The organism is Herbaspirillum frisingense (genome assembly GCF_047325095.1).
In the GTDB taxonomy this organism is placed as follows: domain Bacteria; phylum Pseudomonadota; class Gammaproteobacteria; order Burkholderiales; family Burkholderiaceae_D; genus Herbaspirillum; species Herbaspirillum frisingense.
On sequence record NZ_CP168558.1, the window covers coordinates 3,318,051 to 3,341,959 of the forward strand.

Sequence of the window (23,909 nt, forward strand, 5' to 3'; positions counted from 1 at the left end):
GTATGCACCTATTCAGCGCGGCATTTCGGGCAAAAATGCGACTGTGCAGCGCAACAATATGATAAATTTGTCGAACAAGCCAGTAACTGCAAGCAAATGCCGGGAAATTTCCACTCAGCAAATTTTTGTGGAACTTTTTCTTTCATATTTGAATCTTTGCACCTGGCCAGATAAGAACATCACAGTTCCTCGCGCCTTGCCTACCGGGCGGACGTCGGGGACACGTGAACCCGACGTCGCAACGTCCACCATGACAAGAGCAAATGCCGCCAGCTGAAACTGTCGTATCGATGTCACCGACCTGCCCGCCTCTGCGGTTACCAAAATCACGAGCAGGGGCAGCGATCGGCACACCTGAGCCGCAACCGAAGCGTAGCTGATGACCAGGATGACCTCCCTGCGCGGCAGGCACCCAGCCATGGGGCACCGAACTCCCTCACATGAAAGCACTTCCATGACCAACGTATCGCACCGCCCCGACATGACGAACACGCTGGCGCCCCGGCCGGCGGCGCTGGGCTGAGGTCCCGCATGCGCTGTATCGCTGTCATTCCGGCACGCTTTGGCTCCAGCCGCCTGCCCGGCAAACCGCTGGCCGACATCCTGGGCAAGCCCATGATCCAGCATGTCTACGAACGCGTGAAGACTCTCGAAGAACTGGCCGATGTGGTGGTGGCCACCGACGATGAACGCATCGTGGCTGCGGTCAACGCCTTCGGTGGCAAGGCCGTCCTGACTTCGCCTGACCATCCTTCCGGTACCGATCGTCTGCGCGAGGTCATGCAACACCATCCGGCCGACCTCTATCTCAACGTGCAAGGTGACGAACCGCTGGTCAATCCGGCGCACCTGCGCAGCCTGCTGCAAGCCATGCTGGGCGCACCGCAGGTGCAGGTCGGCACCCTTTGTCATCCGATCAGTGCCAGCGAGGCGGAGAACCCCAATACCGTCAAGGTCGTACGCAATCGTGCGGGCGACGCGCTGTATTTCAGCCGCGCACGCATTCCCTTTGAACGCGAGTCCACCGGCAAGACGCGCTACTTCAAGCACATCGGGGTCTACGCCTATCGTGCCGAGCTGCTGGCGGCTTTCCCCGAATTGCCGGCCAGCGAGCTGGAGCGCGCGGAAATGCTGGAACAACTGCGCATCATGGATGCCGGCTGGCAGATCCGCGTCATCGAAGTCGATCACGCCGCCACTGGCGTGGATACGCCGGCCTGCCTGGAGCGCGTACGTGCCCTGATGGCTGGCCTGCCCGATCCGGCGCTCAAAGCCGGCAGCCTGGCGGACCTGAAGCTGGTGATCACCGATATCGACGGAGTTCTCACCGACGGCGGCATCTGGTACGACGACAGCGGCGAATGCCTCAAGCGCTTCCACGTGCGTGATGGCATGGGCATCAAGATGCTGCAGGAAGCCGGTGTCAACGTGGCCGTCATCTCCGGCCGCGATTCGGCCACGCTGCGCCGTCGGCTGGCCGATCTGGGCATCACCGTATTCCACCTCGGCGCCAAGGACAAGGCCGCCGCCTGCCAGGACATCATGGCGCAATACGGCGTCGGTCGCGAAGCCACGGCCATGATCGGCGATGACAGCATCGACCTGCCCGGCTTCGCCGCCTGCGACTGGCCGGTGGCCGTCGGCGACGCAGCTGACTACGTCAAGCGCCATGCCCGCATCGTACTGGCCAAGCCCGGCGGCCACGGCGCTTTCCGGGAATTTTCCGACAGTGTATTGAACGCCCAGAACCGTTCCGCCATCTATGACAGCGTTGCTGGTTATGCCCAGGCCATGAGCCGCATGACGCAGTGACCCGCCCCAACAGAAACAAGTGAGCACACCATGAGAAAAACCGGTATCCGGGTATTCCAGGAACAGGCGCAAGCCTTGAACATGATCGCCGAGCGCCTGGCCGACGAATTCGAACAGGCCGTCGAGCTGATGTACAACACCCGCGGTCGCGTGATCGTCTCAGGCATGGGCAAGTCGGGCATCATCGGCAGCAAGATCGCCGCCACCCTCGCCTCCACCGGCACATCGTCCTTCTTCGTGCACCCGGGTGAGGCCTATCACGGCGACCTGGGCATGTTCACCGAGGCCGATACCGCGATCCTCATCTCCTACAGCGGCGAGACCGAAGAGGTGATCCGCCTGATTCCCTCCCTGCGTCACTTCGGCCTGCGCATCATCGCCATCGTCGGCAAGCGCAATTCGACCCTGGGCAAGAATGCGGATGTGGTCCTGGATGTGTCGGTACCGCGTGAAGCCTGCCCCAACAACCTGGCCCCGACCACGTCCACCACCGCCACCCTGGTGATGGGCGATGCCCTGGCCGTGGCGCTGATCGAGAAGCGTGATTTCAAGCCCAACGACTTCGCCCGCTTCCACCCGGGCGGCAGCCTGGGCAAGCGCCTGCTCACCCGCGTCAAGGATGTGATGCACACCCAGGTGCCCTGGGTCATGCAAGACACCCCCCTCATCGATGTGATCGGCCAGATGACCGAAGGCGGCCTGGGCATGGCCCTGGTCAGCGATGACGGCAAGCGCCAGACCCTGAGTGGCGTGATCACCGACGGTGACTTGCGCCGCGCCCTGGCCGCCCGCAAGGACATCTATCACATCACCGCCGCCGACCTGATGAACCGCTCGCCCAAGACCGTCCCGGAAAGCGAAATGTTCGTCGACGCCGAAGCCAAGATGCTGGAACTGAACATCACCGCCCTGGTGGCACTGAACCAGGAACAGCACGTGGTGGGCGTACTCAAGCTGCTGGACGCCAAGCGTCTGTGATTTCGGTGCAAACCAAAGTATTCTCCCCCTCCAGGCGCGACCCGGTCGACGCCGTAATTTGAACAATCACCTCCTGCATGAGGAAACGGAACATGATCAAGATCTTTGATATCGAGGTTGGAAACGAACTGCCCTTCGTCCTTTTTGGCGGCATCAACGTGCTGGAATCCGAACAATTCGCCGTCGATGTCTGCGGTGAATACGTGCGCGTCACCAAGGAACTGGGCATCCCCTATGTGTTCAAGGCCTCCTTCGACAAGGCCAATCGTTCCTCCATCAAGAGCTACCGCGGCCCTGGCCTGGACGCCGGCCTGAAGATCTTCGAAGCCGTCAAGAAGGCGCACGGCGTGGCGGTGCTGACCGATGTGCACGAGCCCTACCAGGCCGCCGAAGTGGCCAGCGTCTGCGACGTGCTGCAGCTGCCCGCCTTCCTGGCACGCCAGACCGACCTGGTGATCGCGCTGGCCAAGACCGGCAAGGTGATCAACATCAAGAAGCCGCAATTCGTCAGCCCGCCGCAGATGAAGAACATCGTCGAGAAGTTCGAAGAAGGCGGCAATACCAACGTCATGCTGTGTGACCGCGGCGCCCAGTTCGGCTACGACAACCTGGTGGTGGACATGCTGGGCTTTGGCGTGATGAAGCAGGTCAGCGGCAACAAGCCGGTGATCTTCGACGTGACCCACGCCCTGCAACAGCGTGAATCCGGCGCAGCTGCCTCGGGCGGTCGTCGCGGCCAGGTCACCGAACTGGCCCGCGCCGGCATGGCACTGGGTCTGGCGGGGCTGTTCCTGGAGGCGCATCCCGATCCGTCCAAGGCCCTGTGCGACGGCCCCAGCGCGCTGAAGCTGTCGCAGCTGAAGCCCTTCCTGGAGCAGGTCAAGGCAGTGGACGATCTGATCAAGGGCCTGCCTGACCTGGATACGCATTGAGCATGGCCGCTCCCATTGAGGCTGCCAAGCTTTCACCGGGCGCGGCGTTGTCGGCATCCATCGCTGGCCTGCGGGCTTGCCACCTGGCGTTCCGGGGAGCGGCATGAGCGCTGCTTCCAATGTCCGCTGGATCGCGATAACGCAGTTCGTCAAGATTGGCTCCCAGCTGGTCAACATGTTCGTGTTGACGCGGCTGATACCCCCTTCCGAGTACGGCCTCATGGCCATGGCCGGCATCGCGACCAATCTGGCGTTCATCCTGCGCGATATGGGTACCGCCGCCGCCATTATCCAGAAGGCCGAACTGCACGATAACGACAGCTCGTCGGTGTTCTGGTTGAACATGATCGGCGGAATGGTGCTGATGCTGTTGCTGTGGCTGGCGGCGCCTTTCATGTCGTCTACCTTCGGTGAGCCGCGCTTGACCCATGTGCTGTGGGTACTGGCCATTACCTTCCCGGTGGCGGCCAGTTCGATGGTGCATCAGGCCTTGCTGGAACGGGTGTCGCGCTTCCGGCTCATTGCCGGGATCGAATCGGCGGCCTCGCTGCTGTCGCTGGCCATCGCGCTGGTCCTGGCCTTCCAGGGCGCCGGCGTATGGAGCCTGACGGCGCAGGCGGTGATCACGGCAGTCTGCACGACCCTGCTGCTATGGCGCTATTCGCCGTGGCGACCGAAGATGATCTTCGACCGCGCATCGATTCGCAGCGTCTTTTCCTTCAGCGGAGCGATGGCTGGCAACCAGATGGCAGCCTACGTTTTTCGCAATGCCGACAGCTTCGTGGTCGGCAAGATGCTGGGCGCCTCCGTCCTGGGCAATTACTCGCTGGCCTACAAGCTCATGCTGTTCCCGGTGCAGAACATCTCCTGGGTGGCGGTGCGCTCGCTGTTCCCGGTCATGAGCCGGCGCCAGGACGATCGCGCCTATCTGTCCAGTCTAGCGCTGCGCTCCCTGAGCCTGATTTCCTTCGTGGCCGCGCCGATGATGTTCGGGGTAGCCAGTCTGTCGCACCTGTTCGTAGCGGTCTTCCTCGGCCCCAAGTGGGCACTGGTGGGCGACATCCTGCTGTTCCTGGGCCTGGTCGGTTATCTGCAGGTCATCACCAGTGTGGCTGCTCCGGTCTTCATGGCCCTGGGCAAGACCGGCTGGATGCTACGCCTGTCGCTGATCGGCACGCCGCTGTATGTACTGGCGTTCGTGCTTGGTGCGCGCCAGGACGGCGTTCAGGGCCTGGCGCTGGCTTACCTTGCGGTGTCGGTGGTGATGGCTTTCCCGACCTTCTATTTCGCCTGCCGGCTCATTGCCGTGGGTCTCAAGGATTTTCTGGTTGCGCTGCTGCCGTCGCTGCTTTCCGGCGTGGGCATGATGCTCTTTGTCATGTTCTGCCGCGACCGCATCCCGGCCACGGGAACGCTGCTCTTTACGTTGCTGGCTGGGGCCGGCGCGCTCTTCTGGCTGATCACGGTAGCCCTGTTCCAGCGGGCCGCGGCCAAGGAGTTCTTCCGCCTGGCCTTCAAACGAATCAAGAAATGATCCAACTTCCGAACGGGTATCCTCGATGAAAATTGCCATCTTTGTCCTGGCCGACATGTTCGTGCCGCTGATGCTCAGCACCGGCAACTGCCTGGAACAGCGCCATGGCCACCAGGTACGCTACCTGAATTTCCTGCCGCATGACCACAAGCTGCTATCCAAGAACACGGAGCAGCTCTTCCCGCGCGATCTGGAAACACTCGACGGCAGCGCCCAGGAGCAGAACATTCTGTTCCCGCAGGACGACGTGAAGGACATGGTCAACTTCATGCAACTCAAGCACGGTGGCAGCCTGACCGAGTGGCATGGGCGGGTCAATGCGGTGGCACGTTACGTACAGCGCTTCATCGATGCAGAGGTACCTGATCTGTTCGTGGTCTGGAATGGCCAGGATCACATCGGCCAGGTCATCAGCGTCCTGTGTCGACGCAAAAATATTCCAGTGGTCTACCTGGAGAACGGTTACTTCGCCAACACACTGCAAGCCGACCCGGCCGGCGTGAATGCCTCCGCCACCCTGGCGGCGCTGGACTACGATGCCGTTCTTGCACAAGCCCAGTCCCAGCCACCTTCCAGCAACGATGTCCAGACGGCCCCGGCGCTCGAGATCCGCCCTCTGACCCGCACGCAACTGGCGACCATCGCGCTGGCCCATCGCGCCAATCTCGGCTACTACACCCAGTATCCGGAACAACGCGGTTCCAGCCGCATCAAGACCTGGCAGATCAAGCGTGAACGCGCTGCCATCCCGAACGACCAGGTCACGCTGCCGGAACACTTTGCTTTCGTCCCCCTGCAGGTCCACGACGATACCCAGGTGCTGCTCAACTCCAGGCTGGTACATTCGGTAGAGGAGTTCTTCGAGACCGTTCATGCCGCCATTCGCCGGACCTGCGGACCGGACTATCCCATCATCGTCAAGGAGCACCCGGAAGACCTGGGGCGCTACGACTACAGTGAACTGCGCCAGAAATACCCGGACGTGATCTGGCTGCGCAAGTTCGACATCGAATTGCTGCTGGATCGCGCCACCATGGTGTTTGTGATCAACTCGTCGGTGGGCTTGCAGGCCGTACGCCGCAAGAAGCCGACTGTGGTGCTGGGGGAGTCCTTCTATTCCAAGCCGGAGATCGCTTTCGTGGTCAAGGACCTGTCCCAGCTTGATGCCAACGTGCAGCGCGCGACCAGCGGGGTGGATGAGATGATGTCGGTGCGTATCGATCGCTTCCTGGAGGCACTGGATCGCACCCTTTTCGTAAAAGGTACATGGAAGTACCCAGCCTGCATCCAGGCCGGACCAGCGCTGGCTGAGCGACTGCTAGGATTGCACAGAGGCAGGTGCAGCAGCACAACTGGCCGGGCAGCGTCATGAGCCAGGGCTGAAGATGGAGGCTTCAGCCGTGGTGATATAGGTTTTGACGATGCAGGAGCAGTCTTCGAGAATAGCGACTCCTAGGCTGCGTAGTGAAATCGATCCGCGTACTGCGTGTTTGCGTTAAAGTCCGGGACAGTTGTTTCCGCCAGATAATCACGATTCGATAGAGTATCCGACAGCAACACGGCGTCTGACGCTCTGACAAGTCACATCCGAGATGTCCGCTATGAAAACAAGAAATATCCAATTGGATGTCGCCAAGGGCCTATGCCTGCTATTGATGATAGCGGGACATATCAAAGGCATCGATCCAGGGCTGTATCACTTCATCTATTCGTTCCACATGCCGGCATTCTTTGTTATTGCGGGCATGACTTACGTGGCGAGCCAATCATCGAAGAGATATCTAGTCTGGAGTAAATTCAAGCGACTGATCATTCCGGCCTGGATCTTCGGCGCGATCAACGGCCTTCCATTTCTCGCGCGCTTGTTCAGGGGCGTGATCGATATGCCGGACTTTGTCCATCGCTTCGTCGGTACCTTTACCGGCGCAGCCCAGGTCAACGACACCTTCAATTGCACACCGCTATGGTTCCTATATGCGGTATTTCTCGTTTATCTTTTCGAGATCGCTGCTAGCCGATTGCTGCAACCCAGGGCGAGATTCGCGCTGCTGCTGGTCATTCTCCTGCTGCTTTTCATCAACCCCTGGGCATACCAAGTATTTGCGCCCGTGCAGCTGAAATATGCACTCACGGGCATCCTGTTCTTCCAAGTCGGCGTGCTGCTGAAAGAAAGGATGAATCCACCCCAGTCTGGACATCATTATTTTTTGCTCAGCATCTCCTTTATCGTATGGATCGGCCTCGCCTCATTGTCGCCCACCGTGCAACTCAACAGCGGTTTTCTCGGAACGGGTGGTGAGATATTGCTTTCGTTCTTCGCTGCGCTGGCAGGGGTTTTCTTCATTATCCAGCTGGCCCATATCCTTTCGGACCTGCCCTATCTACCTCTGCTGGCGCAGATAAGCCTACCCATCGTGGGCTTGAACTACTTGGTCGAGCAGCGCCTCAATACCTACATTGAAGGAATGGCCTTATTTGTCATCGAAGCTATGATCCTGATTCTGATTGCGAGCCTGACCACCAAAACCGGCCCGGTGGGACGCCTGCTCAACGGGCGTATCTGATCTCTCATCAGGACGTCGCGAAGCTGCACCGTTCCTAAAGAAAAGGCGCCCGCTGCCATTGCAGCGGGCGCCTTTCGCATTGGCATTGGGCAGATTTCAAGCCGCCCTTGAATAAACGAGCTTATGCCTATGTCTCAAGCACGCTTGTAGACGTCATCGAAGCGCACGATATCATCCTCGCCCAGATAACTGCCTGATTGCACCTCGATCAGGTGCAGCGGCAGCTTGCCCGGGTTTTCCAGACGATGGGTGACGCCGATGGGCAGGTAGATCGATTCGTTTTCGCTGAGCAGCGTCACTTCCTCGCCGCGTGTAACCAGAGCTGATCCACTGACCACCACCCAGTGCTCGGCGCGATGGTAATGCATCTGCAGCGACAGCTTCTCGCCCGGCTTGACGATGATGCGTTTGACCTGGAAGCGCTCGCCTGAATCGACACTTTCGTAGCTGCCCCAGGGGCGGAAGACGCGCTTGTGATGGACGTGTTCGGTGCGCTCGGTGTTCTTGAGCTTCTCCACGAAAGCCTTCACCTCTTGGACCTTCTCTCGATTGGCCACCAGCACAACGTCATCGGTCTCCACCACCACCAGATCTTCCACGCCCAGCACCGCGACCATGCGGCTTTCAGCGCGCACCAGGGTGTTCTTGACCTGATTCAGGTGCACGTCGCCGCGCACCACGTTGCCTTCGGCATCCGCCGGCAGCACTTCGTGCAATGCGCTCCAGGACCCTACATCGCTCCAGCCAATACTGGCCGGCACCACCACTGCACGCGAGGTATTTTCCATGACGGCATAGTCGATGGACTCGGAGGGTGAGGCAGCAAATGCAGCATCGTCCAGGCGGCAGAAATCGAGATCGGAATAGGCCTTGGAGACGGCCTCCTTGACGGCGGCGCCGATCAAGGGGCGATGCGCTTCCAGCTCAGCCAGATAGTCACGCGCCTTGAAGAGGAACATGCCACTGTTCCAGTAGTAGCCGCCCTGCTTCAGGAAACCCGTGGCCGTCGCGAGGTCTGGCTTCTCCACGAAGCGCTCAACCAAATAGTTACCGGTGTCCGCGCCGTGAACATCCCCGCGCAGGATATAGCCATAGCCGGTTTCGGGCTGTGTCGGCTCGATGCCGAAGGTCGCCAGCGCACCTTGCTGAACCGAGACCAGGGCGCGACGCACTGCCTCATGGAAGGCGAGCACATCGGTGATGACGTGGTCGGCGGGCAGGACCAGCATGACCGCCTCCGGATCCAGGCGCTGCAGGTGCAACGCCGCTGCAGCCACTGCCGGCGCAGTATTACGACCCTGCGGCTCAAGCATGATGCCCAGCGGGCGAACACCGATCTCGCGCATCTGCTCGGCAATCATGAAGCGATGCTCATTGCCGCACACCACCAGCGGGGCCTGCATCTCAGGCCATGACCCCACGCGGGCCACGGTTTCCTGAAGCATGGTCTGCTCGCTTACCAGCGGCAGGAATTGCTTGGGATAGGCCGCGCGCGACAAGGGCCAGAGACGGGTGCCGGAACCACCGGACAAGATGACGGGATAGATTTTGACATTAGACATTATGTACTCCTGATTTCCTGAATTGCACTGCGCGGTTTGAGACGACGATCCCGTGCATCGTTCCACTGCTCGTCCGGATCATCGGACGTATGTTTCATCGCGCCGTCATGAGTGACGCTGTAGGCGCCATAGACGACGCTGTTTTCGAAGACAGTCCCCGTGGCGACGCGAGTATACTCGAACAGGACACTCCGAATCACTTTTGCGCCACTGCAGATGTGGCTACCATGCCCTATCCAGGCGGGCCCTACAATGGTAGCGCCGGCTTCCACATGGGTACCCGCGCCGATGTAGACGGGGCCTTCGATGGTCGTGCCTTCCCAGTCGATACGGGTATTAAGGCCGACCCATACGCCTTCCTGGATCTGGGTGCCGGGCACGTACATCTGCGCGACTTCGCCCTTCAGAACGCTCTGCAGTACCGACCAGAAATCCGTCACGTTGCCGATATCGATCCAGTTGAAGAAACGCTTCTGGGCATAGAACGGCAATTGCTTCTCCACCAGCAGCGGGAACAGGTCGGCACCGATGTCGAAGAACTTGTCCTTGGGGATCAGGTCCAGTGCCGCCGGTTCCATGATGTAGATACCGGTACTGGCGAGATTGGACAGCGCCTCTTCCTGGGTGGGCTTTTCCTGGAAGGACTTGACCTTGCCGTCCGGCTCGGCCACCACGATGCCATAGCTGGACACCTGCTCCATCGGCACTTCCTTGGTGATCACGCTCACCAGCGCACCCTTGCGGCGATGCTCGAACAATGCCGAATGCAGGTCGAGGTCGATCAGGGCATCGCCGCAGATGACCAGGGTGGTCTCGTCGAAGAAACCGCCGAACTCCTGGATCTTCTTCATGCCACCGGCCGAGCCAATCGGATTGGGGAAGACCTGGCCGTCGTCGTCCACATAGCCTTCGAAGGAATAGCCGATGCGCGCACCGAAGCGCTGCCCTTCGCCGAAATAATTTTCGATGCGATCATGCAGGTAGCTGACGTTGACCATGATGTCCTGGACGCCGAACTTCACCAGGTGTTCGATCAGGTATTCCATCACCGGCTTGCCCAGGATGGGGATCATCGGCTTGGGCAGCGCATAGGTCAGGGGGCGAACCCGGGTACCCTTGCCTGCTGCCAGAATCATTGCTTTCATGTTATGCCTTCCTCTATCACGAATATGGGTACCACACTTACCGAATACGCCGTCGACAACCAATCATTGGCCAGGTGGCCATCATGCATAAAGCCGGAATCCATACAGCCAGCATCAAGGCAATGGCTTAAGCAAGTATTGTGCGCAATGCAACTCAAGCTGACGACGCACATGTGCCGACGCGTTGATCACTGCCCATGGCCGCTGCTCCGCAATGCAAGAGCCATACAGCAAAATCAATGAACCCAGGGCAGCGCTATCGATATGTTCAAGCGCAGTGCAATCCACCACCAGAGGACCTTCTGCACGTGCGGCCTGGGTGAGCGCCGCTTGCCAGCGCCCCAGATTGGGCTTGCCGATGGCGCCGGCCAGTACCAGCTCGCAATCACCACCGGCGCTGCGCACCTCCATCCGCGCGTTCTCAAATTGTGCAGCTGGCACGCGCTGACGGCGTGCTGCCAGTGCACCCGGGATCACCACGCTGACCAACAACTGCAGCAGAGTACGTCCATCGTTCCAGTATCTGCGCCACAGCGCCGGCTCTTCCTTGATGCGCCAGGCCCATTCCAGCCCGGATTTCTGAACCCAGCGCGGTGCACGCGATACAGTGCCGGCCACAAAATTGATCACCGCGCCCAGATGGCCCATCAGCGCCACATCGAGGTCGTTCCGATTACGCTGCACCCATTCCTGCCCCTTCTTGGCGCTCAGTGCCACAACAAGGAAATCGGGACGACTGTCGTTGATACGCTTGATGGTTTCAGGCGTGCTCATGTCCTCCACGCTCCCGAATCCGGGAGTTTCGAATCCCACTGCCTGCATGCCGCCCTGGTCGGCGTTGATCTTCTCGCAGGCCAGTTGAGCCACACCCGGCAAGCCGCCAAAGAAGTAGATACGCATGGGGTCAACACCATTTTTCCCCGCAGTGCTGCGCAGGGAATCAAACAGTGTGGATCCTGAGACCCGTTCGGTAAAGGGCAAACCCAGAGCACGTGCGATCCAGACGATAGGCATGCCGTCGATGACGGAGAGATTGCTCTGGATGACGGTAGAGCGGAACTGTTGATCCCTCAGGCAGGCGATGACGAAATTCAGGTTGGGCGTCGACAGGAAACAACGGCGGCGCTCGCTGGAGGCCTGATGCAGACGCGCGGTGGCCTGTTGCAGATTCACCAGATCGAACGGCAACCCCAGGACGCAATATACCTCGCGGGAAAAATCAGGCAGGGACCTGGTCAAGACAGGCCGCTCAACCAACGACAGCGGCGGCGCCGTTAGGATAGTGTCATTCGGAGTCACGTTTGGACCTCACCCACTCAACTTGGCGATTGAAAAGAAATTTGAAATACAGTGGCACTTTGCGGGCGACATAGACAAATGCGCCCAGCAATTGGCCCAGATTGATTACGCCACGCGCGAACCCGGACCAGGCCAGCAACACGGCGGCGGCAAGGGCAATCATCAGCACGCTGGCAAGACCCAGCGGGAGCACCACGCCGAGGATCACGGCGACGATCAGACTTAAACCCCATGTGACACACACCAGCATGACCAACAGAGCCAAGGGCGGCACACTCAGGTCAAGTGCCATGGCGGCCAGGGCCGCGTGCCGGAGCTTGACCGACTGCAGCAGCAAGCGCGGCACGTAACTCTGGATCACGCTCAGATGGCCGTGCTCCCAGCGGGTACGCTGGGTACTGACGCCGCTTTCACTGATCGGGAAAAAGCTGTAGACGAGTGCTTCCGGGCAGAACAGCGGTGGCTGCCCGGCGGTCGCCGAATCGACGCCGAGTTTCATGTCCTCCACGATGTGGCCGGTCGCAAGGTCCACCTTGCGGATATGTTCCCAGCCGAACGCCATACCGGTACCCATGAGCTGGCATGGCTGCGCCAGTCGCTGGAAGCCCAGTGCACGAACATGATTTTTGACGATCCAGGCAAACTCGGCGATACGACGCATCGGTCCGGCATCCTCGGACGCGTGCATCAGGTACAAGGCCTGCACCGGACGGGCCGAATGGACGCAGCCACGGCTGATCTTGTCCAGAGCATCGACTCCAAGGTAGCAGTCGGCATCGACAATGACGAGCACTTCGGGTGGATCCAGGGCAAGTTGACGTACCCCGTGATCGAGCGCGTATCCCTTCCCCCGCAACTGCTCGTGGAAGCGTTCCGTGACTTCGGCCCCGGCCTCCCGCGCCAGTCTGGCGGTGGCGTCGGAGCAATTGTCGGCGACCACGAGAATGCGATCGCCCTCGACCAGTTGCGCCTTCACACCAGCCACCACTTCGGCGATCCCACCTTCCTCATTGTGTGCAGGAATCAGAACTGCAATGCGAGGACGGGTGGAACTCAAGGGCGTCGCCCTGGCCGTCGCAAATCGTGCCGCCAGTACCTGTACGAGCAGCACCGCCACCGGGATGGCTAGCACCAGTAGTGCCATGACCAGGATTGTCTGTAGTAACGCTATGAACATCGTGGCTTCCGTTTCCTTTTCGGTTCAAGGATTTTCTATCTTTTCCAACTCGACCAACTGTCCAGCCGCACCCGTCACAACGGTTCAGAATGCCTGTGGACTCGCATTTAATTTCCACCTGGGAACACGCGAAAAACGCCTGCCCACCGCCGAAAAAAATCCATCACGGAGCAGTTCATGGATCCGCCGACAAGACCAGGAAAAAATGTTTCCATGCTGCATTAAATGCGGATGCAAATTGGCAGGTCTCATTCGTGTATTCGAGCATTATGCGATAACCCAGGGTGTAATTTGCTGCGTCCGCACAATTTTAATTGCGCCCCTTCGAGACGACTGTTCCGGGAAAAGTTCGCGGGCACGAAACGGCCGGGCCTGCCTGCGCTTTTTTAGACATTTTTCCCATCAGGCTCGCTATACTTTTGCGCTATAACGAACCGATAACAGCTTTGCACGTCTCACCGGATGCCTCATCGCAGCGATCAATTCGCAGCGTCCACCTTTCACAGGAAATCGCTCATGCCACAAAAATCTCACACCTTCCGCCGCGCCCGGCTCTACTTGCTGCTGGGGTGTTCCGCGCTGGTCAGCCTGCCGAGCTGGGCGCAGGAATGGGGTACCTTTCTCAAGCCCTTCGCAGCCGATTCGTTATGGAATAGCCGGCCGGTGAACCCTACCTTCTCGGACGATGTGATTCCAACTTCCGACTACTATCCACTGATCACCAACAGTAGCTACTCCACCGGCATTTTCCTGGCCTCCCCCAACGATCCGCCAGTTACGGTGACCGGCCCGACGGGGAGCAACAGCATCAAGATCGCCGATGAAGAAGCATTCCATGACATCACCATCCCGCACTGGCCTGCCGCAACAAAACCGGCTCCGGGAGGCGACGCTCACGCCGACATCGCCGACCCGACCACGGGCATCATCCATTCGTTCTGGGGCCTCGCACAACAGGATGGCAAATGGACCGCGAGGCTGTACGCCTGGACCAGGCTGGACGGCCGCGGATGGCCAGATCCCGCTCACTACTATCAAGGCGCTCGTGCAACCGGTATCCCTGCAGCTGCAGGTATCATCCGTACCCACGAAGCTGCCGCCAAGCCGGACTTCTACCCGCACGCGCTGGCCATGTCACTGACCTTCAATGCGCTGGCAGCCAATCCGGCTTATGTCTTCCCATCCACTTCGGCCGATGCACATGCCGCCAAGCTCAACACCGGCAACATTCCGGAGGGTGCATTGATGATGCTTCCACCGTCCTTCGATACCAGCAAGATCACCAATGATGAACTGCGTCGCATCGCCGAGACGCTCAAACGCTATGGTGCCTATGTTATCGACGCCAATCGCGGTACTCCCTTCGTCATCTATGCCGAAATCGGCTCGACTGCCAATCCCGCACCCAATGGATGGAATGCCACAGTCGGGAACGAACTGCAAGCCATTCGGGCGGCATTACGGCGCGTAACTGGCGCCAGCGGCTGGATCGATGGTAACGGCAAGAGTTTCACGCCCAACCAGAACCTCAATCTGCTGTCGATGCGCGGCGCGTGGACCATGCAATCCGGCGGCGGCCAGGCCAAATTCAGTTCATGGGATCAAGCGATGATCTTCACGAACAGCAGCGCCAACTCCGTGGCAGTCAACTACTCGAACCGCGGCATGCAAGCCGTCAACTGGGCAAAGCCGGTGCCCGGTGCCAGCTACAAACTTACTGCACGTACGACAGGCGGGGCAAAGCTACGCATGACTATCTATGATCAACTGGTCGGAAAGGTCGTTACCGACAGCGGTTATCTTGGCAATGGTCAAAGTACCACTTTTACCTGGAATGCCAATTCTCCTCGCCTGATCATCTACGCTCAGAGCGGAGGCGAAACCTCGACAGTGAGTGCGGAACTGATCAAGGCGAACTAAGGCTCCTCTTACGACGCGCTCTTCATCATCCGGGTGAAGAGCGTGTTTTTGTTGATGGCCCTGAGTTCGCGGCCCTGTTCGCCACCCTATGGCCTATCGCACCGGAACAGGTCGTCCGACACTGCCAGCACCTGCTTTCTCGCCGCTCTCCTCCTGACTCAGGTACAGGGACCAGCCCATGCCCATCGCGATCCAGAAATACCAGTTGAAGGCAAGGTAGCTCAACATATTGTCCGACGCCGACACCACCAGATAATCCACCAATGCACAGATGAGGATACCGGCTGCAAGCCTATCCTTCGGATAAAGCTTCACCAATGCCCGGAAGCACTGGTAAAACACTGCCAGGTAAGCCACCAGACCGACCACGCCGACGTCAAAGAACAATTGAACGAATACGTTGTGGGCCTTCCATTCGACATTACCGGCCAGAGGAAAGAAGACATTGGCGTAGTAACCGAATGATTCAACGCCATAACCTGTCAGGTATCGCGTAGGAGACATCCAGTTCAAAGCCGACTCCCAGAGATAGACACGCCAAGCAAACGAGTTCAGTTTGGCATAGGTGGCGACGGTGTTACCTGCGTCTAGATCCAGGAGCCGCTGCTGCACGCTCGGCACCAAGAGAGCCAAACAACAAAGGACCAAGATATAAGCCAGGTAGCGTCGTTCAAACAACACCCCGTACATAACAAACAGCAAGAAGCAAGCAGCCCAAGCGCTACGCGTTTGGGTGAGAAGCAGCAAGAGGAATAGCACGCCCATGTAAGCTACAAAACCATAGCGTTGCAGCGGGCTCAATTTGAACGTCGGACTCTTCAGCACGTATAACCCAAGCGAAATAACCAAGGTTAGGTAGAAGGCCAGAATGTTAGGGTGGGTAAAAGTACTCTGCAGGCGGAAATTGCTAAATCCACCGCCCGCATTGAGACCAATGCTGACGATGCCATAAAGCACCGGAATAATGGACGAGGCGATGATCAGTCGCACCATGTAGCGAAAATCTTCCTGCGTACGCACGACGTAAAACGCACACACGAAGACGGCGAAATAGGAACTCATCGCCAATGCCGTCTTGATGCCACTTCCCGGGTTCGGCGATACCACGACGCCGAACGCCTCCACAGCCAACAGAATGATCCAGACCAAGGCCGCCTTGGGCGGCAAGAGCCGTGGCTTTTCAATGAAGTAAAGCAGCGCGATCAGGACAATCAAGGCGTTGATGGCGCCGCCCAGACCTGCTGAGGCACCGGTCGAACCCACCCGCGTGGACTCCAGCACGATATCGCCCGAAGCGCGCAGCAGCAACACGAGCACCAGCAACAGGCGCTTGTTGAAGATAAAGATGCCACCCAGCACGAACAACACCGGCAGGGCCGCCAGGCGGGCATAGCTGTCACCCAGCAAACCTGCCACCACGGGCAGTATCAGACCGACCAGAACGGCCACCATGACGGCGGCCCCGATGACCAGCATCTGCGATGAGTCGAGACTACTTTTTTTCATATCATTATCCTCGGCATCGAGCCGACCTTAGCCTTAGCTGTACGCGACATCAGAACGACCTGGGCCAGTCTGGCGACGCATCAGGCTGGCACCAGAAGACCTGGATTACCTGCCCGCATCGCTGACTGCAGGTCTTCCAGGAAGCGATGCTGCAGAGCGAAAGCATCGGTTTGCCGGTCGTTCTCCTGCAGGAGACTGGAGGCGCGGACCAGAATACCGTCCGAGACACGGCCAGCCATGCCATCCTTGAAGATCTTCAGGCGGGCAGCCAGGCCACCATCGGGGAACCCGTCCCCGATGCGCACCCAGTACGTCACCGCTTCGATGCGTTTCTGGTGTACGGCCACGAAATGCGAGGCCATGACGTCCTGCCCACCAGCCGCCATGGGCAATGCCACACGATTCCGGTCTTTCAGGCTGAAACCCTGGGCGACATAGCAGACTTCCGGAAGATGGATCTTCACGTCCTGCGTCTGCTCGCTGGCATAGGCCAGAGCGAGCATGACCATCTGCCCCTGGCTGTTGATGTAGGTCCGCCCGAGCACGTCGTCATAGGGCTGATCCGAGCTGCGGTCGGTGCCATCTTCGATTCCGACATTGACTTGCAGGAAGGGAGACGGAACCTCATGCCAGTCGCCGAAGCGCTTGGGGACGATATCGTCGAACTTGCCATTCTTGACCACGTTGACTTCACGCGGCACCAGCAACTGTACCGCGCCCACCGATGCCACCATGAATACCGCCAGCATCGCCGCCACACGCAGGTTCATGAGGAACTTGCCACTGTCATCGGGCTTGACCGTCTGTCGCTGACGCTGCAAGGCTTCCGGCACCGCCGTACCGCGCCACTTGGCATGACTTACCGCGACCCAGCGCAGCAGGCCATCCAAAGCGATGATCAACCCCAGCGCGACCAGGAAGAGCAGCATGCCGGCAAATCCGTGCAGGAAACCCTGACCCGCAGAGTCGCCCATATAGAAAGTGATGAGTGCCAGCACCATCACCCGAACGGTGTTAGCCGTGAATGAAATGGGGACGATCAGCACTGCCAGCAGGAAATTGCGCAGCAAGGATTGATGGCGCACCAGATTCATGTACAGCAAACCGAGCGCCTCCAGCGTGAACAAGGAATTCAGACCGGCACAGGCATCAGCGACGAGCAACTGGTATGGCCCGATAAAGAGGATGACGCCGCTGCGTGCAATCGGATAACCAAATTCGCGCAGGATCAATTCGGAGACATAGGAAACGCCGATCTTCAGCGGCTGCGTCAACAGGTCGACCACGGACGCCGGCAACGGCACCATAAACAACATGAAGAAAAACGCAAACCACAGCCGACCACAGGTGCGCAGCCCGAACTGCAGCAAGACGATGCCGACCAGGATGGGGATAAGCGACCCGGCTTCCATGAACAGGACCGTCTGTGAGCGCCCCAGGATGAAACACAGCAGGCCCAGCAACACGAACAGGCTTCCGAGCACAGGCGCAGGGCGGCGCTCGATGAGGCCATCTTCCCGCAACTGCCTTACCCGCACGAACATATAGCAGCAAGCCACCGCCAGGACGATGGGGCCGTGTGCATTTCGCTCGGTACCCCACACGCCATGGAACAGGTCGATGAAGCTGGGGATGTACATGGCCGCCAGGCCTGCCACCACGATCAACCAGGGAAGACCGGAAAAGCGCTGTCGCGGCATCGTCGGGCGTATCGTCTCGGCAGTCATCTGTCGGCTCTCAGGAACTTGCGTCGGTTAAAACTCGTTGACCACGCTGCCAACCACCGCCACGTGGGCACTGGTCAACCTTTCGGTCAGGGCCCGCACTGCTGAGATATGGGTCATGTTGGTGCGCACCACCACCAGGCTGGCACCGGTACGAGCCGAAATCATGTTGCCGTCGGCATATTGGCCACCTGAAGGGGTGTCCACCAGGATGATGTCGTAGTCCTGAGCCAGATCAGCGAGCAACTGGGTGAAATTGGGACGCCCCAGCAACTCCTGAGGATTGGGTGGCGTAGGTCCGGCCGGCAGCACCGACAGATCGAGCAGATCGGGCAGGCGCTGTATCGCATCGGCAGCGGTACAACGACCAGCAATCACGCCCGAGAGGCCATTGCGGTTATCCAGGCCGAACAGTTCGTGTTGGCATGGGTTGCGCATGTCGGCATCGATCAGCAGGGTGCGCTCACCCAGCTGCGAGAACACCACGGCCAGATTTGAGGCAATGAAGCTGCGCCCTTCTTCGCTCTCCGGACTGACGATGGAAAGCGACTTGTGCTTGCCGTCGATATCGAACCAGCGCACCATCAGCTGGCTGCGCAATGCACGCAAGGCTTCCACCTGCTTGCTGAAGGGGTTGTAAGCCGCCACGACTTTCTCGCTGACTTTGCTTTCACCCTTGAGCAGATATGGATAGTCGAACTGGCGCGAGAGCGCCTGATCGATATCGGACTGGGTCAGCAATCCCAATTGGATCGCCGCGTCACCAAAGCGCAGACCGCGCTCACGCTGCAAGCGCAGAATGCGTTCCGCATTCTCCGTGGAGAGCTTGCCGCTATCGACCAGAATGGCGCCAATCGAACGATTCGGCAAGGCCGCGCCATCAGTGAAAGTCAACGTTGCTGTAGTCATGATATTCCCGGGGAATCCTATTTTTATTGGCGATGGAGACTGGACCGACTCAGGCCGGCTTGGCACGTCGGAACCAGAAGCGGCGGCGTTGGGCAGTTACTGGACGACTGATGGAACCAAGGACCGGCAGGCCCAGCTCATCCACCAGGTCGTGCTCGGAACGAACTCGACGATTGGCGAGCTCAAGGCCGACAGCTGCCATCACACCCAGGATGCCGCCGACGAAGATGGCCAGGATCAGATTCAGGAAAATACGCGGGCTGGATGCTTGAGCCGGCGGCACCGCAGCCGAAAGCAGCGAGATGTCCGACTGATTGGATTGACCTTCGAGGTTGGTCTGGGCAAATCGCTGCGATGTCAGTTCATAGGCGCGCTGTGCGCTGTCCAGCTCGCGGCTGAGTACGGCGAGTTCGTCGCGGGTACGATTCATCTCCAGCACCTTGCGCTTCTGGGCCTCGAATTCCGCGCGAATTTCAGCCTCTCGCTTGGCAAGGATTGTGGCATTGGTGCCTACGGAAGATGAAATCGAGGCGGTGGCGGCACTGAGTTGTGCACGCAGTCCATCACGCTCCGCTTTGGCGGCCAGATAATCCGGATGGTTGACGCCAAGGCGCTTGGAGGCTTGTTCGAAACGTGCTTCGGATGCAGCCAGGTTGGACTTGAGGGTCTGGATCAGCGCGTTCGAGTTCACATCGGGTGACTCCACGCCTCCACCGGCGGCCGCCTGGCGGCGCCGTGATTCGGCTTCGGACATGGCCGCTTGCGCCATCACCAATTGCGTGGAGAGATCGTTGAGGCGGTTGGTCTCGACGTCCGTACGGTTGTCGATGTTGGTGATGCCATGTTCTTCCTGATACTTGGACAGCTTGGCCTGGGCCTGCTCATAGGCGTCACGCAAGACCTTGACCTGATCATTGAAGTAGGAAGACGCCTTGCGGGTCGGATCCAGCTTCAGCTGCATGCTGACCTTTTGGTAGGACGAGGCAAAGGCGTTCGCCACCAAGGCAGCAAACTGGGGATCCTGTGCCTTGAAGGTAATGTCAATGACGCTGCTTTCCTTCGAGGCGACTGCATCGAGCTTCTTGAGCAGCAAAGTGGCCAACCAATTACGGATATCGAGGTCACCATGGTCGTCATCTGCATAGGCGTCCTTGATTTCCTGCTGATCCGCCAACTTCAGCGAATCCACCACCGCCAGCGCCACAGAGGGGCTATTGATGATGGCGACTTGCGTCGGCATGAAACCAGGCAAAGCCTGAGGAGCCACGACCAGGCCTGTCACCGGATCGGAGGCCTTGTAGTTCAGCACCACCGAAGAAGTCGCCTTGTATTGCTTGGGCAACACCAGGCTCACCACCAGCGCCACCGCCACCGTGATCGAAAGAATAAGCAAGATCACTTTGCGGTGCGCCTGCAGGATCAGAATAAATTGAGATAGATTCATAGGATTACGCCTCCAGGTTGGCGTCTTCGGTAGCTAAAACGGAAAAACACGCGTTGCGGGTTCGGCGCAGCGGCGCTTAGAACCAGCTTTCCTTCACGTAGACGATATCGTCGGCTTGCAACAAGTCATCCTTCTTCACGACGATTTCCTGCAGATTGCCGTCGGCGTCGCGGCGCTTGACCATCAGCCCGCGTTCGGTGCCACGTTGCGTCAACCCTCCTCCGACCGACAAAGCCTGCAACACCGTGGTGCCTCGCTCCAGGCGATACATGCCAGGTCGCTGCACTTCACCATAGATGTAGAAACGTAACGCGCGCTCGACATAGACCACATCATTGGCCACCACTTCCGGCAGAGCCGACGTATCGCCGCTGTGAGTGATTGCATAGATATCGACCATCTGCTTGGTAACGCTCTTGCCATCGTTGTGCACGATGGTCAAAGCATCACCACCATCAGGAGTAACTCCGCCGGCCAGCGCGATGACGTCAGCGACATTGCGCTTGCCATCCAATGAATAGCGCCCCGGTTTGTTCACTTGCCCCAAGACCGAAACCATCTGGCTCTGAGGCACGGTCACGAGGATGTTCACCTGCGGATTGAGCAGGTATCCCCCCTTCTTGAGCAAGCCCGCGATCTTGCTTTCGGCCTGCGCCGTGGACAGGCCACCGACCTTGACTTCACCGATCAACGGGTAGCTGATCACCCCGGCCTCGCTGATGCGGGTTTCCAGTGACAGGTCCTCGCTGCCGTAGACCTTGACCCGGATGACGTCACCTGCGCCTAGCAGGATGTCATCGGCCTGGGCAAACAAACTCCAACTGGCAAGCATCAGGCCAACCAACAGGAATACCATTTTTCTCATCATTGTCTTTACTCCGCATTACTTCAGGTTCTTGATTCAGGCGTAGATGCCCGGATGTGGATCAATACTTCCTTACTTGAAACCAGCCGCACCACGGGAAATCGCATCATTCTTCACGCTCTCGGCGTCCTTGCCGCCACTTCCCTGCCCCCCCGCATTAGCGGTTGAGGCGCTCAGATCCTTGAATGACTTCGATTGCTCCGAATACTCGATCTTTGCATCTTTCCTGAGACGTTCCACCAGTTGCTCCGAGGCCTGATTCTGCTTTTGCACCGTCAGGTACTGGATGATCTGGGGAGTCGCCACCGCAAGCGAAAGTGGCATGTTCTTGACGTCCTGCACCGACGTCAGGATCGCGGTGGATCCTTCGATCACCACAAACAATGCGCCACGTTCCATGGTCTTGAGGCTAGCGTTCATCTGCGGCGGCAAATCGGCCGAGGTCTTGATCACCTGTTGCCGGACATATTGGATACGGTGCGAATCAAGCCATGTGACGACATCGTCCAAGCGCTTACCCGGTTGATCGAGGATCGCATTGAGTTCAGGCGTCAAGTTCGTGCGCGCGATGATCAACTGTGCGAACTCGTACTGCTTGCGCTGGGCAAACCAGTCTGGATTCTTGCGATATAGATCTTCAATATCCTGGTCCAATGGGCGGGTCGGCGCCTTGATCTTGCTGGCGACGTAGCTCTGCGCCAGAACCAGATTGCGCGCACGTTCCATGTCGGCCAGCACTGCAGGATCGGTATCAAGCTTGTCCTTCTTGGCAGCATTGATCAGCAACTGGCGGGCCACCAATCCATCCAGCAACTGCTTGGTCACTTCGCTGCCACCGGTCTTGGCCAGCTCGTTGTTGATCTGGTGAATGGTAATTTCCTGTCCATCCACATTGGCGACTACCTGCCCCGAAGATGATGCCTTCTTCTCACCGCATGCAGCCAGCGCCAGCAGGAACATGGTCGATACCAGTGCCTTTGTCGCAGTATTGTGACGTTGTCGAATTGCCGCTTTCCCGATTTTCATTTGACCAAGCTCTCTTCTTTTCTCTATCACTTGTTGCCGGTTACCAGCCACGAAGGCCGGTACATATCGCCTCTCCCCTGGGAGCTGCCCTTGTCCATCAGTAAGCGTTGTCGCGCTTGATCACCATGCGCACGGTCTGGAAAATGATCCACAGATCGAACACCAGTGACCAGCGCCGCAGATATTCCAGATCGAACTCGATACGAGCCTTCATCTTGTCCAGCGTCTCAGTCTCGCCGCGCAAGCCATTGACCTGGGCCCAGCCGGTAATGCCGGGCTTGACCTTGTGACGCAACATGTATCCCTTGATCTGCTTGCGATACAGCTCGTTGTGAGCCACCGCGTGCGGACGGGGACCGACAATGCTCATACGACCTTGCAGGACGTTGAAGAACTGGGGCAATTCATCAAGGGAGCTGGAGCGCAAGAAGCCACCGATCTTGGTCAGACGCATATCGCCCTTGGTCGCCTGGGTGACCTTGCCACCGTCTTCCATCACAGTCATCGAGCGGAATTTGTAGACCACGATCTCTTCGCCATCCAGACCATAGCGGCGCTGCTTGAAGATGACCGGTCCCGGTGAGGTGAGCTTGACGCAGATGGCAATGACCATCATCACTGGCAACAACATCAGCAGAATGGCGGAGGCCAGAATCAGGTCGCTCACGCGCTTGACCAGGTTGTTCGTTCCGGTAAAGGGTGTTTCGCAGATCGCCATCACCGCCATCCCGCCCACATAGTCGAAGCGGGCCTGGATCAGGTTGAAGATATAGATGTCCGGGATGAAATAGATGGACGCGGTGGTGTCCTGCAATTCGTCGATCATCTGCAGCACACGCGGCTGTGCCGAGATCGGCATGCTGATGTAGACCATGTTGATGTTGTTCTGACGTACGTAGGCAGCCACGTCCGACATCTTCCCGTGCAGCGGCGTAAAGGTGCCGGCCGGCTGGCGGTTCAGCTCGCGATCGTCAAAGAAGCCCATCAGCTTGATCATCAGCGACGGGTATTTCTCCATACGGTCAGCCAGTTTCAGGGCAGCCGGATTGACACCAATGATGATCGCCTTGCGTACTTCGCCCTTGGTATGCAGATCACGCATGACGCGAGATTGCACGTGCTGCGAAATGATCAGACCCACAGGGGTCGTCACCACCCAGAAGAAAATCGCCCTCAGCGAAAAGCTCTGATAGAACTCGCAGATATAAGCCACCAGCACCAGTACCGCGGCTACCGCCAGCCAGTCCAGCACGGGTGACAATATCGAAGGCCCCTTGGGGCTGCGCCGCAGACGGCGTTCGTGCAATTCCGTGAAGAAATAGGAGGACAGGAAGAACGCCATGATGGCGAGCACCCAGTAATCACCATTGAAGTTGTGACCGTGCAGGCGAACCAATACCCACAGGTAGGCCACGATCAGCGCCGGCTCGACGAAGCGCTTGAACACCATGGTAATGGTATTGGGCTTGACGTTGCCCAACGGCAGGCCATCGTGCAGGTCACTCATTTTGG

Annotated in this window: 18 protein-coding genes; 7 read left to right on the plus strand and 11 right to left on the minus strand. The window is 58.8% G+C overall.

Annotated elements, in window-relative coordinates; translation table 11 throughout:
- Window positions 1-531 precede the first annotated feature (531 nt).
- The 6 genes from kdsB to ACEOAC_RS15285 all read left to right on the plus strand — a co-directional run bounded on the left by kdsB (window position 532) and on the right by ACEOAC_RS15285 (window position 7,820).
- Window positions 532-1,812, plus strand: a complete 1,281-nt coding sequence (kdsB, locus tag ACEOAC_RS15260) for a 3-deoxy-manno-octulosonate cytidylyltransferase (RefSeq protein WP_274620122.1) — start codon at window positions 532-534, stop codon at window positions 1,810-1,812.
- Window positions 1,813-1,842: 30 nt separating this feature from the next.
- Window positions 1,843-2,790 carry a KpsF/GutQ family sugar-phosphate isomerase gene (locus ACEOAC_RS15265; protein WP_174616859.1) on the plus strand — a complete coding sequence of 316 codons (948 nt, stop codon included), beginning with the start codon at window positions 1,843-1,845 and terminating at the stop codon, window positions 2,788-2,790.
- A 92-nt stretch (window positions 2,791-2,882) separates the two neighbouring features.
- Window positions 2,883-3,722, plus strand: a complete 840-nt coding sequence (kdsA, locus tag ACEOAC_RS15270; protein ID WP_413443349.1) for a 3-deoxy-8-phosphooctulonate synthase — start codon at window positions 2,883-2,885, stop codon at window positions 3,720-3,722.
- A 103-nt stretch (window positions 3,723-3,825) separates the two neighbouring features.
- A complete protein-coding gene (locus ACEOAC_RS15275; protein WP_413443348.1) occupies window positions 3,826-5,256 on the plus strand; it encodes a lipopolysaccharide biosynthesis protein in 1,431 nt (476 codons plus the stop codon).
- A gap of 25 nt (window positions 5,257-5,281) precedes the next feature.
- Window positions 5,282-6,628, plus strand: a complete 1,347-nt coding sequence (locus tag ACEOAC_RS15280) for a capsular biosynthesis protein (RefSeq protein WP_413443347.1) — start codon at window positions 5,282-5,284, stop codon at window positions 6,626-6,628.
- 229 nt (window positions 6,629-6,857) lie between these two features.
- Window positions 6,858-7,820, plus strand: a complete 963-nt coding sequence (locus ACEOAC_RS15285) for an acyltransferase family protein (protein ID WP_413443346.1) — start codon at window positions 6,858-6,860, stop codon at window positions 7,818-7,820.
- Window positions 7,821-7,954: 134 nt separating this feature from the next.
- Here the strand turns inward: ACEOAC_RS15285 and ACEOAC_RS15290 are convergent, their stop codons facing one another.
- The 4 genes from ACEOAC_RS15290 to ACEOAC_RS15305 form a co-directional block, all read right to left on the minus strand.
- Entirely contained in the window at window positions 7,955-9,382 is a 1,428-nt protein-coding gene (locus ACEOAC_RS15290; RefSeq protein ID WP_413443345.1) for a mannose-1-phosphate guanylyltransferase/mannose-6-phosphate isomerase, read from the minus strand.
- Complete coding sequence (locus ACEOAC_RS15295) at window positions 9,382-10,518, minus strand: sugar phosphate nucleotidyltransferase (RefSeq protein ID WP_182994925.1); 1,137 nt, start codon at window positions 10,516-10,518, stop codon at window positions 9,382-9,384. The genes ACEOAC_RS15290 and ACEOAC_RS15295 overlap by 1 nt, the downstream gene beginning before the upstream one ends.
- Window positions 10,519-10,641: 123 nt before the next feature.
- Entirely contained in the window at window positions 10,642-11,766 is a 1,125-nt protein-coding gene (locus ACEOAC_RS15300) for a WecB/TagA/CpsF family glycosyltransferase (RefSeq protein WP_413443344.1), read from the minus strand.
- Between the two features lie 46 nt (window positions 11,767-11,812).
- A complete protein-coding gene (locus ACEOAC_RS15305; protein WP_413443343.1) occupies window positions 11,813-12,970 on the minus strand; it encodes a glycosyltransferase family 2 protein in 1,158 nt (385 codons plus the stop codon).
- A 549-nt stretch (window positions 12,971-13,519) separates the two neighbouring features.
- Here ACEOAC_RS15305 and ACEOAC_RS15310 point away from each other — a divergent pair.
- Entirely contained in the window at window positions 13,520-14,923 is a 1,404-nt protein-coding gene (locus ACEOAC_RS15310) for an Atrophin-1 multi-domain protein (RefSeq protein ID WP_413443342.1), read from the plus strand.
- A gap of 93 nt (window positions 14,924-15,016) precedes the next feature.
- Here the strand turns inward: ACEOAC_RS15310 and ACEOAC_RS15315 are convergent, their stop codons facing one another.
- The 7 genes from ACEOAC_RS15315 to ACEOAC_RS15345 form a co-directional block, all read right to left on the minus strand.
- Complete coding sequence (locus ACEOAC_RS15315) at window positions 15,017-16,429, minus strand: O-antigen ligase family protein (protein WP_413443341.1); 1,413 nt, start codon at window positions 16,427-16,429, stop codon at window positions 15,017-15,019.
- A gap of 80 nt (window positions 16,430-16,509) precedes the next feature.
- Complete coding sequence (gene xrtB / locus ACEOAC_RS15320; RefSeq protein ID WP_413443340.1) at window positions 16,510-18,156, minus strand: exosortase B; 1,647 nt, start codon at window positions 18,154-18,156, stop codon at window positions 16,510-16,512.
- Window positions 18,157-18,183: 27 nt separating this feature from the next.
- Window positions 18,184-19,062 carry a chain length determinant protein tyrosine kinase EpsG gene (gene epsG / locus ACEOAC_RS15325; RefSeq protein WP_413443339.1) on the minus strand — a complete coding sequence of 293 codons (879 nt, stop codon included), beginning with the start codon at window positions 19,060-19,062 and terminating at the stop codon, window positions 18,184-18,186.
- 49 nt (window positions 19,063-19,111) lie between these two features.
- A complete protein-coding gene (gene epsF, locus ACEOAC_RS15330; RefSeq protein WP_413443338.1) occupies window positions 19,112-20,506 on the minus strand; it encodes a chain length determinant protein EpsF in 1,395 nt (464 codons plus the stop codon).
- 76 nt (window positions 20,507-20,582) lie between these two features.
- Window positions 20,583-21,374, minus strand: coding sequence for a polysaccharide export protein EpsE (gene epsE / locus ACEOAC_RS15335; protein WP_413628437.1), 792 nt, complete (start codon window positions 21,372-21,374; stop codon window positions 20,583-20,585).
- A gap of 69 nt (window positions 21,375-21,443) precedes the next feature.
- Entirely contained in the window at window positions 21,444-22,397 is a 954-nt protein-coding gene (locus tag ACEOAC_RS15340; protein WP_413443336.1) for an EpsD family peptidyl-prolyl cis-trans isomerase, read from the minus strand.
- A gap of 97 nt (window positions 22,398-22,494) precedes the next feature.
- Window positions 22,495-23,904 carry an undecaprenyl-phosphate glucose phosphotransferase gene (locus tag ACEOAC_RS15345; RefSeq protein WP_413443335.1) on the minus strand — a complete coding sequence of 470 codons (1,410 nt, stop codon included), beginning with the start codon at window positions 23,902-23,904 and terminating at the stop codon, window positions 22,495-22,497.
- Window positions 23,905-23,909: the final 5 nt, after the last annotated feature.